This window comes from Tenacibaculum sp. 47A_GOM-205m, from assembly GCF_000518405.1.
In the GTDB taxonomy this organism is placed as follows: Bacteria; Bacteroidota; Bacteroidia; order Flavobacteriales; family Flavobacteriaceae; genus Polaribacter; species Polaribacter lutimaris.
This window is the reverse complement of sequence record NZ_JADN01000007.1, coordinates 365,881-376,912: the sequence shown is the minus strand read 5'-3', so window position 1 is coordinate 376,912 and position 11,032 is coordinate 365,881. Positions and strand designations below refer to the sequence as shown.

The following is an 11,032-nucleotide window of genomic DNA, read 5'->3' as shown; positions in this document are numbered from 1 at the left end:
GTATAACCGTCAGTTACGGGTTAAATTAGCGATTATTTTCGGTTTAGAACTGGCGTTAGCAATTCCGAGTGGATTCGGACGTAGTCGAATCCGCCGTAATTGCGGTTATACATTGTTGTAGGTAGTTTTTTATTCAATATTTTCTTTTTCAATTATCAGGTCAACAAATTCTGCATCTCTCAATAGTCCGATTATAAAGTCAAAATCTTCTTTCCCAAATACTTTTTCAAGTTTTTCAGTCCCGATAATTTCAATTATACAATCTCCTGGAAATCCAGGTCCTTCCGCTGTTATTGCGTCATTAAAAGCGTCAAGATTCTTTCCGAATAATTTTCCAGATTCAGAGTCAATTTCCGCTACATATTTATTCCAAAAGTCTTCTTTGGTTTCGCAAAATTCTCCGTTTATGAAAATCTTTCTTCTATGTCGAATTTTTCCGTATTCATCTTCGATAATACTAACGAAAGTGTCTTTTCCATAAGCCATTTTGTCAAACACTTTGGAATATCCATAATTCAACCATCTTTTGTAAATCAATTTGTCATTGAAATACAAGTAAAGCTCATTATCGTCCTTAATTTCTTTTCGTATTATCACGGTTTCTTAAATTACCTACAACTCGTTATATGCCAAACTTTAGTTGTTTTATCCGGAGAATAGTATGGGATATATAAAGTTTAAGCAATTTTTATACGCTATCAAATATATTATAACCAATAGGTTACCTAAAATAAAGTTATTAACGAGTTATTGTTAATTAATTATACAATTCCAGCGAACTTACTACAAGAGATGTACAAATTCTTACGGAATTCCATAAACCTATTAATTTTTATGATTTGTAACACACTTTATTGAATGGTCTCTTCAGAAAAGTTTTAGCGATATACTTTTCGTTTGCTAATTTTTACGTCTCCCTTTTTTTCTAAGGATTTTATGACCCGAATTACCGTTTCTACGCGTAAACCTAAAATATCGGCTATTTGCTGACGTGTATAGGCTACTTTAAACGAGTACTTTCCTTCAACTTTATATACATCGTCTTTTAAGTAATCAATAAAGCGGAGTACTCTGTGAGCAGGCTCTTGGCTCGATATTTCAGAAGCAATAATAGCTTTATAGTACAAACGTTTTGCTAAACTTTGGGTAATTTTTAAATGAATTTCAGGGTTGTCTTGTAGTAATTTAAACAAATCACTTTTAGCTAAAGTTAGAATTGTACTATCAGAAATAGCCACTGCATTAGCAGGATATTTTACATCGATAAATAAAGGTGGTTCACCAAAACTTTGGTTTTTATAAAATACCCCTTGAATAAACTCTTTACCATCATCATTAAAATTATTCATTTTTACAGCACCGCTTACTATTTGGTAGTAGTAGTGTGCGGTTTGTTTTTCAGAAAAAATAATTTCGTCTTTTTGAAAATCTTTGGTTTCAGCGTGGTATTTTAATAAGAGTTCTTCTGGAATCATTATGATTTAAGTCATAAATTGCAATAGCATAAAGATATACTTTTGTAGCGTATTTGAACAACGATTATTTGTAAATGGATAAAAGAGACATAGAAAATAGGGAAGATGTGTATAAGTTAGTATCAACCTTTTATAATGATAAAATTAGAAAGGATGATTTTATAGGTCCTATTTTTTTAAAAACAATTCCAGAAGAAACTTGGGAACCTCATTTACAAAAGCTCACCGATTTTTGGGAAACGAATTTGTTTTTTGTTAGAAAGTTTAAAGGAAACCCAATGAAAGCACACAAAGATGTAGATAGAGATTTTGAGTATTCTATTTATCAAGAGCATTTTGGACGCTGGCTACAATTGTGGTTTGAAACCGTAGACGAACTTTTTGACGGAACAAAAGCACATGAAGCTAAAGAAAGAGCACGAAACATAGCCTCTATGCTCTTTTTTAGAATGTTTGAAGCTAAGCCGAAGCCTACATCTACGACATAGTAAAATCTATCGTATTAATTAGTGTAAATACTTTTCTATGGTTATATTTAGTAGTCACTAATAATTGTCTTAATTAAGTTTATTTGGTTTATAACTAGTTCTTTATGATTAAAGTCATAAGTGAAAATAAAGAAAAGGCCTTTTTATTTGTTAGATATTTTTATCTTCACATACTAAAATAAGCTGAGTGGAGTCAATAACTATAATTTACATTGTATTAGCCGTATTAATAAGCGTAGCCATTGCTTTTTTTCAATATTTCTATAAGGTAAATAGAACTCCGAAAGTACATATCTTACTTTTTAGCTTAAAGGTACTAAGTCTCTTTTTAATAGGGTTGTTATTGATTAATCCGAAGATAACAATTCTTGAAACAGAAAACATAAAACCTGTGTTATCTGTATTGGTAGATAATTCGCTGTCTACTCAGTTTTTCAAAGAAGAACAAAAAGTTAAAAATGTACTGTCAGAAATTCAAAAGGAAGAAGCTATTCAAGATAAATTTGAAGTCCAGTATTTTTCATTTGACAAAGAGGTAAGTGTTTTAGATACATTGTCTTTTTCTGGAGTTCAAACGAATATATCAAAAGCCATTACTGTTGTTAATGAGTTAAATAAAGGGAAGATTTCAACAACAATTTTAGTAACCGATGGAAATCAAACTCAAGGAAACGATTATGAGTTTACCACATCAACAAACAAAATATTTCCAATAATTGTAGGTGATACTACACAGTATCAAGACATACAAATAGCTCAGTTAAACGTAAATAAATACAGCTATTTACAAAATAAGTTTCCAGTTGAAGCTTTGTTGTATTACGAAGGAAAAGAAAAAGTAAATGCTACTTTTTCTATTCTTCAAAATGGGCAAAAAGTGTTTTCTAAACAAATAGAGTTTTCTCCTAATAATCCAGTACAAACAATCACCGCTAACCTGTTGTCTAAAACAAAAGGATTACAGTATTATACGGCGTCAATTAGTAAAATAAGCAATGAAAAAAACACGAAAAACAACTATAAAAGCTTTTCAGTAGAAGTTTTAGATGAGCAAACTAAGGTTTTATTATTAGGTTCTTTTTTACATCCTGATTTAGGAGCTTTGAAAAAAGCTATTGAAAGTAACAAGCAACGCAAGGTTGATATTTCATTAATTTATGATAAAAACATAAAATTTGACGACTATCAGTTATATGTGTTGTATCAGCCTACTAGTTATTTTAAAAATGTATTTGATAAAATAAATTCAAATTATTTAATCATAACAGGAACAAAAACAGATTGGAATTTTATCAACCGTCAAAATTTAGGAGTTCAAAAGAAAGTAATTAATCAAAAAGAAGAGTATAGTGCTCTTTACAATGCTGATTTTTTACCTTTTTTACAAGAAAATATTGGTTTTGACCATTTTCCTCCGCTACAAGATAAGTTTGGAGAGGTACAGTTGAAAAATGAAGCACAAAATTTATTATATCAGAAATTTGCGGGAGTAGAAACCACACAACCATTACTGTCTACTTTTGAAGAAAACGACAAGAAATATGCTATGTTATTTGGTGAAGGTATTTGGAAATGGAGAGCATCAAGTTTTTTAAAAGAACAAAATTTTGAAAGTTTTGATAGCTTTATAGGAAATTTAGTACAGTATTTAGCTTCTAATAAAAAGCGAAAACGATTAGAAGTAACTTCAGAACGCTTATATCCAGCAAATGCTCCTATCACTATTTCTGCTTTTTATGTAGATAAGAACTATCAATTTGATAACAGAGCTAATTTAGAAATAACATTAACAAATAAAGAAACAAAGGAGCAAAAGAAATTGCCATTTTCGTTAGTTAACAATTCCTATCAAGTATCAGTAGAAGGATTGATGTCAGGGGAATACACCTACAAAGTTTCTGTTGCAAATCAAAATATTACAAGTAATGGGCAGTTCAAAATTACTGATTATCAAATAGAGGAGCAGTTTACGAATGCAAATCAAAAAAAGTTGCAGGCTTTAGCTTCTAAAACAAACGGAGCAGTTTTCTATCCGAAAACAACAAATCAACTATTACAAGATTTGGTAAATGATGAAGCGTACTATACCACACAAAAGTCAATTACTAAAGAGCAAAATTTAATCGATTGGAAATGGATTTTATTTTTAGTAGTTACTTTTTTAAGTATTGAGTGGTTTATCAGAAAATACTATGGTAAAATTTAAGAAACCAATTAATATAAATTGGTTTTTGCTAGATTCTTGTCGAAATTTGTATCAAAAGAAAAAAATATGAGATTTCACACACGTAAATGGGTAAAACCAGAAGATTTAAATCCTAACGGAACCCTTTTTGGAGGTAGGCTATTACAATGGATTGATGAAGAAGTAGCATTATATGCTATTATTCAGTTAGAAATTCCAAAAACAGTAACCAAGTTTATGTCTGAAATAAATTTTGTTAGTTCGGCAAAACAAGGAGATATTATTGAAATAGGAATTGATGTAGTAAAGTTTGGAACAACGTCTATCACCTTAAGTTGTGAGGTTCGTAATAAGATTACTAGAAAAACAATTATTGCAATTGATAAGATTATCATGGTAAGTTTAGATGAAGAAGGGAAACCTTTAGCCCATGGTAAGAGTAAGATTGAATATGTTAAAGATAGGTTAGAAGAAGAGTAACATCTTTTAAATTTTATACTTTTGTATTTATAAAATTAATGTATTGAAAAATTTCTGCATCATATTATTAACCTTGTTGTTAATTGTACCTCCAGTTCAGGCGCATACTGATGCAGTAGTTTTTGTAGATGAAACCGAAGCTCATTTTGATGCACTAAATGACGAACATCAACATGAACATCATCAAAATGATACAGAAGAAGAAAAAAATAAAGAACACCATCATCATTGTACGATGGTGAATCTTACGGCAGAATTTGTGCCCGTTGAATATTTCTTCGAAATTATTCCTTTTTTTGAAATAAGAGAAACAATTGGTTTTTACCAGATTCCTTATAATTTTTCTTTCTTAAATGGGGTTTTCCAGCCACCTAGAGTTTAAATTAATTATTTAGTATTTGCTTTCAAAAAAGAAAGCTTCTAAGCATCTTTTTAGATAAAGGGATGTCTTCTTACATATAATTAATTTAAAAATAACACATGTTAAAAAATATAATAGTAGCAGTAGTTCTTATGCTATCTGCAATTAAAATAACTGCGCAAAACTCGATAGAGTTTAAAGTAATTTCTGATGAAAAAGAGGCTATAGTAGGTGCTTCAGTTTATGTGAAGAATACAACTATTGGGGTAGAAACCAACTTAGACGGAATTGCAATTATAAATAATATTCCTAATGGAAAACAAACCTTTGTAGTATCGTTTATAGGTTTTGAAACAATAGAAAAAACAATTCAATTTCCTACTTCAAAAAAACAAATAATTATAGAGCTTCATGAAGATGAAGAAACACTAGATGCTGTTGTAATACAATCAACAAGAAGTAAAAGAGCAATTGCTGAAATTCCGACTAGAATAGAGGTAGTAGGAGCTGAAGAATTGGGTGAAAAAGCGGTTATGAATTCGGCAAACATAGCTATGGTACTGAGAGAAAGTACAGGGATACAAATGCAACAAACGTCAGCTAATTCTGCGAATCAGAGCATCCGAATTCAAGGACTAGATGGTCGGTTTACACAACTGTTAAAAGATGGTTTTCCTTTATTTGGAGGTTTTTCTAGTGGGTTGAGTATTATGCAAATACCACCATTAGATTTACAACAAGTAGAAATTATTAAAGGAAGTTCATCTACCTTATATGGTGGAGGTGCGATTGCTGGTTTGGTGAACTTGGTGTCTAAAAAACCAAAAGACGAACGAGAAATTAGCCTAATGTTCGATCAAACTTCACGTAACGGAAGCACCATAAATGCTTTTTATAGTGAACGTTTTAATAAATTTGGAGTTACTTTGTATGGTTCAGCAAACAGACAAGAAGCTATCGATGTAAATGACGATCATTTTTCTGATATTCCAAAAGTGAGAAGTTTTAGTATCAATCCGTCATTATTTTATTATCCAAATGAAAAAGAAGAATGGCGCTTGAATTTTGGTACAACTATAGAAGATCGTATAGGAGGTGATACCAATGTAATTGCAGGAAATATGACTCCTGATCACAGTTTTTTTGAACAAAATAAATCAGAACGTTATGCTACTCAACTATCGTATTCCAATAGTATTTCAGAGACTAAAAGTTTTAATTTTAAAAATAGTGTAAGCTATTTCAAAAGAAACCTAACCTTACCTAACTATGAGTTTGATGGAAAACAATGGGCTACATTTACTGAAGCTACATATAACATGTATAATATGAACTCTGACTGGGTTTTTGGAGGGAATATTATTACTGAAAACTTTACAGAAAGCCCATCAACTAATTTAGATAGAAGCTACGAGCAGTTTACTTTTGGAGGATTTGCGCAAAATAACTGGCGATTATCAAACAGTTTAACTTTAGAAAGTGGTTTACGAACAGATTATAACGATCATTACGGAACGTTTGTACTACCAAGAGCTTCTTTATTTATTAAGTATAATGACAAAGTTTCAAGTAGAATAGGAGGAGGGTTAGGATATAAAATCCCTACAATTTTTACAGAAGATGCTGAATTACGTTCATATCAAAATGTAATACCAATTAACCTTACCGATTTTGAAGCGGAAACTTCTATTGGATTTAATGCAGATGTAAATTACAAAACAAAAATTTTTAATGATAATGTATCACTGTCTTTTAATCAATTAGTGTTTTATACGCAATTAAAAAATACACTTTTATTACAAGAAAATGGAGCTAATTATGAGTTTGTAAATGCTTCAAGTTCGTTAAATAGTTATGGAGCAGAAACTAATTTAAAGTTAAAGTATAAAGATTTTATACTGTTTACAAACTATGCTTATAATAATGTAGAAATTAATAACAACCAAAAAGCGCTAACACCAAAACATAGTTTTGGAGGTGTGTTAATGTACGAAGTACATGATAAATGGCGAATAGGATATGAAGCGTATTATAAGAGTTCTCAGTTGAGAAACAATTTGACCAAAACCCCAGATTACTGGACAATGGGCTTTATGGTAATGAGAACGTTTGGTAAAATTAGTTTGTATGCTAATTTTGAAAACTTTACAGACACCAAACAGCAAAACTATCAAGATATGATAGAGGCGCCACATAACGATCCTTCTTTTACAGATATTTGGGCACCAACTGATGGGTTTATTTTTAATGCTGGAATCTTGGTGAAGTTATAAGAGAAAGAGGAGTTTTTAACTCCTCTTTTTTGCATCTTTTTTATACATTTAAAGTCAATTAATAAAAACATGGGACACAACCATCACCATCATTCACACGGAAGTTCTACAGAGAATATAGCCGTTGCCTTTTTCTTGAATTTAGCATTTACAATTATTGAACTCATAGGAGGCTTTTATACCAATAGTTTGGCAATTATGTCAGATGCGTTACACGATTTAGGCGATAGTTTAAGTTTAGGATTGTCATGGTATTTTCAAAAGAAATCGACAAAAAAACCGACAAAAAAATATTCGTATGGGTATAAACGATTTTCATTGCTAGGAGCTATTATTAACTCAATTGTATTGGTAATAGGTTCTGTATTTATTATAAAAGAGGCAATTCCAAGAATTATTACTCCAGAAAGTGCTGATGCCAAAGGAATGATGTGGCTGGCAGTTTTAGGAATTGTTGTAAATGGAGCAGCTGTTTTTAAATTGAAAAAAGGGACATCAATCAACGAACGAGTAGTATCGTTACATTTATTAGAAGATGTATTAGGTTGGGTTGTAGTTTTATTAGCAAGTATTGTAATGCAGTTTTGGGATGTACCTGTGTTAGACCCTGTATTATCAATTGCAATTGCAGGTTTTGTGTTGTTTAACGTATACAGGAATATAAAAGAAAGCTTGCGCATTATTTTACAAGGAACTCCTGAAGGTATTTCTGTTGATGATATTAAAAAAAACTTATTGTCTTTAAATGAAGTTGAAGGAGTACATGATTGTCATTTATGGACTATGGATGGAGAATACAATGTTTTTACAGCACATTTAATTTTAAAAGAAAGCAGTTTTTCTTGGGATGAAGCCACACAAATTAAACAAAAGGTAAAAAAGTTATTACACGATGAATTTCATTTAGAGCATATTACTTTAGAGTTAGAAATTTCAGCTCATGAGTGTGGTTATGAAAACTGTGGTTCTTTAATTTAGTTGTACATTTGAGTGAAAAAAATATAAAAAATGTCAAGAAACCAAGTAGAATTTAAGTTACCTAAATTTGGAATGCTAATTCCTGTAGCAATTGTATTATTAATCTTCATAGTAAAATCAACAGAAACTATTGGACCTGGTGAGGCAGGAGTTTTATTTGAACGTTTTGGAGACGGAATTAATACTGAAAAGACTTACGGAGAAGGTTTTCATATCGTAGCTCCATGGAATAGTATGATTGTACAAAAAGTACGTCAACAATCTGTATCAGACCAAATGAATGTACTTTCTGTAAATGGACTAGAAGTTAGAGTAGACGGTACTGTTTGGTTTAGACCTGAGTACGATAAGTTAGGGTTACTAATAAAAACTAAAGGAGAGAATTATATTTCAGATATTTTAGATCCTGCTATTAATGGCGCTGCTCGTAGTGTAGTAGGACGCTATACGCCAGAACAACTATACTCAAGTAAAAGAGATGTTATAGAGCATGAAATTTTAGTATCTGTTCAAGAAAAATTAAAGGATCAGTATATAGTCGTAGAAAGGGTTTTAGTAGAAGATGTACAATTACCAAATACTATTCGTGATGCAATTGAGCGTAAGTTAAAGCAGGAACAAGAATCATTAGAATATCAATTTAGAATAGAAAAAGCAGAAAAAGAAGCAGAACGTCAGCGTATTGAAGCTAAGGGAAAAGCAGATGCTAACAAAATTTTAAGTGCTTCATTGACCGATAAGATATTACAAGATAAAGGGATAGAAGCAACTAATAAATTGTCAGAATCTCCAAATAGTAAAGTAGTTATTATAGGTTCAGGAAAAAGTGGAATGCCTATTATTTTAGGGAATCAGTAAGAAAATAGTATTATATAAAAAAGCAGCTCAATTGAGCTGCTTTTTTTATTGTGATTTGTTTATGTTTTAATCTCTTCTGCGTTTTCTACCAAAACCAGCAGCAGGTTTATTATCACTTCTTCTAGAAGTACTATTTTCACTACGCCTTCTGCCAAAACTTTTTTTACTATCAGTAGGTTTGTCATTTCTATCACCACTTCTACGTCCTCTTCCGCTAAAATTACCTCCGCCGCTTCTACGAGGTTTTCTACCGCCTCCGTTACCACGATCTGTTTTGGTAATTTCTATATTTACTGAACGTCCGTTAAAATCAGGGTCATTAGTAGCAAAAGCATCTAAAGTTTCTTTTTCGAAGTTTTTATCTATTTCAAAGAAAGAGAAAGTATCTAAAATATCAATAGCACCAATTTCAATCTTATCACCAATATTTTGATCGTTAATTAATCCGATTAATTTAGCTGGATTTAAACGATCTTTTCTCCCTAAATTGATGAAGAAACGTGTCATATTCTCGCTAGAAGAACGACCTCTTGAGTTATCTTTTGATGATAAATTATTTAAATCAGCAGCATTCTCGTAGTATGATAAGAAAGTGTTGAATTCTAATGATACAAATTTTTGAATTAACTCTTCACGAGTTAAGTCTTCTAATTTTTCATAAATACCAGGTAAAAAACCTTCAATTTGATCAGTATTTACTTCTGTATTATGCACTTTATCAATTAAATGGAATAATTGATTTTGACAAATTTCTTTACCAGAAGGAACAGGAGTATGGATGAATTCCTTTTTAATAATACGCTCAATAGGGCGTAATTTACCTTGTTCTTTTTTTGTAACTAACGCAATTGAAATTCCTTTATTACCGGCTCTACCAGTTCTACCACTACGGTGGTTATAGTTTTCTATCTGATCAGGTAACTTATGGTTAATTACATGTGTTAGGTTGTTAACATCTAAACCACGAGCTGCAACATCAGTTGCTACTAATATTTGGATGTTTTTTTGACGAAACTTTTCCATTACCGAATCACGTTGTGCTTGTGATAAGTCACCATGTAACGCATCGGCATTGTAACCATCTTTAATTAAGTTGTTAGCAACCTCTTGTGTTTCTCTACGAGTTCTACAGAAAACAATTCCGTAGATATCTGGATTTAAATCAGCAACCCTTTTTAAAGCAGGGTAACGTGTTCTTTCAGTTACTAAATAGTATTCATGACTTACATTGTCTGAACCTTGGTTCTTTTGTCCTGAAGTAATCTCAACAGGATTTGTCATGTAGTTTTTTGCAATAGCTTCTACTTCTCTAGGAAAAGTAGCAGAGAATAATAAGGTTTGCTTGCTATCAGGTGTTGCTTCTAAAACTTGGTCTAATTCTTCTTTGAATCCCATGTTAAGCATTTCATCGGCTTCATCAAGTACTAACCATTGTACATTACCTAATTTTAAAGCTCTTCTTTTTATTAAATCGACAGTTCTACCAGGAGTACCTACAACAATTTGAACCCCTTTTTTAAGTTTTCTAATTTGTTCTTCAATATTAGCACCACCATATACCGTTGCTACTTTTAAGTTAGGTAGGTATTTAGAAAAATCTTCTATGTTCTTTCCTATTTGAACTGCTAATTCACGAGTAGGAGACAAGATAATTGCTTGTGTATTTACGTTCGTTTGATCTATAAGCTCTAAGATAGGTAAGCTGAATGCAGCTGTTTTACCGGTTCCTGTTTGTGCAAATGCTTTTAAATCTTCGGTAGAAGAAATGATTTGTGGAATTGCTTTTTCTTGAATTACTGTTGGCTTTTCGTACCCTAAATCGGTCAAAGCCCTATTGATAGGTTCTTGTAAACCTAAATCTAAAAATGTTGACATACTGTGTTTTTAGAGAACCCACAGATGCCCCTCCGCGAATTCTATAATTAATATTAATT

10 protein-coding genes are annotated in these 11,032 nt (G+C 31.3%); 7 read left to right on the top strand and 3 right to left on the bottom strand.

Annotated features, from left to right (window positions below; translation table 11 throughout):
• Positions 1-129 precede the first annotated feature (129 nt).
• On the bottom strand, positions 130-555 hold the full coding sequence (locus N534_RS0108760) for a barstar family protein (RefSeq protein ID WP_197017707.1): 426 nt from the start codon (positions 553-555) through the stop codon (positions 130-132).
• 323 nt (positions 556-878) lie between these two features.
• On the bottom strand, positions 879-1,475 hold the full coding sequence (locus N534_RS0108755; RefSeq protein WP_028892128.1) for a Crp/Fnr family transcriptional regulator: 597 nt from the start codon (positions 1,473-1,475) through the stop codon (positions 879-881).
• A gap of 74 nt (positions 1,476-1,549) precedes the next feature.
• Here N534_RS0108755 and N534_RS0108750 point away from each other — a divergent pair, with 74 nt between their 5' ends.
• The 7 genes from N534_RS0108750 to N534_RS0108715 all read left to right on the top strand — a co-directional run bounded on the left by N534_RS0108750 (position 1,550) and on the right by N534_RS0108715 (position 9,098).
• Positions 1,550-1,963, top strand: a complete 414-nt coding sequence (locus N534_RS0108750) for a group III truncated hemoglobin (RefSeq protein WP_028892127.1) — start codon at positions 1,550-1,552, stop codon at positions 1,961-1,963.
• Between the two features lie 187 nt (positions 1,964-2,150).
• Positions 2,151-4,169 carry a hypothetical protein gene (locus tag N534_RS0108745; RefSeq protein ID WP_028892126.1) on the top strand — a complete coding sequence of 673 codons (2,019 nt, stop codon included), beginning with the start codon at positions 2,151-2,153 and terminating at the stop codon, positions 4,167-4,169.
• A gap of 66 nt (positions 4,170-4,235) precedes the next feature.
• Positions 4,236-4,628, top strand: coding sequence for an acyl-CoA thioesterase (locus tag N534_RS0108735; protein ID WP_028892125.1), 393 nt, complete (start codon positions 4,236-4,238; stop codon positions 4,626-4,628).
• A 43-nt stretch (positions 4,629-4,671) separates the two neighbouring features.
• The gene (locus tag N534_RS0108730; protein ID WP_028892124.1) at positions 4,672-5,010 is read left to right on the top strand and encodes a hypothetical protein; all 339 of its coding nucleotides are present in this window, start codon (positions 4,672-4,674) and stop codon (positions 5,008-5,010) included.
• A gap of 98 nt (positions 5,011-5,108) precedes the next feature.
• Positions 5,109-7,262 carry a TonB-dependent receptor gene (locus tag N534_RS0108725; RefSeq protein WP_028892123.1) on the top strand — a complete coding sequence of 718 codons (2,154 nt, stop codon included), beginning with the start codon at positions 5,109-5,111 and terminating at the stop codon, positions 7,260-7,262.
• A 69-nt stretch (positions 7,263-7,331) separates the two neighbouring features.
• Positions 7,332-8,240 (top strand): cation diffusion facilitator family transporter, encoded by a 909-nt coding sequence (locus N534_RS0108720; RefSeq protein ID WP_028892122.1) that lies wholly within the window; start codon positions 7,332-7,334, stop codon positions 8,238-8,240.
• 30 nt (positions 8,241-8,270) lie between these two features.
• Positions 8,271-9,098: a prohibitin family protein gene (locus N534_RS0108715; protein ID WP_028892121.1), complete on the top strand. Its 828-nt coding sequence runs from the start codon at positions 8,271-8,273 to the stop codon at positions 9,096-9,098.
• Positions 9,099-9,164: 66 nt separating this feature from the next.
• Here N534_RS0108715 and N534_RS0108710 read toward each other — a convergent pair whose 3' ends face one another.
• Positions 9,165-10,973 carry a DEAD/DEAH box helicase gene (locus N534_RS0108710; protein ID WP_028892120.1) on the bottom strand — a complete coding sequence of 603 codons (1,809 nt, stop codon included), beginning with the start codon at positions 10,971-10,973 and terminating at the stop codon, positions 9,165-9,167.
• Positions 10,974-11,032: the final 59 nt, after the last annotated feature.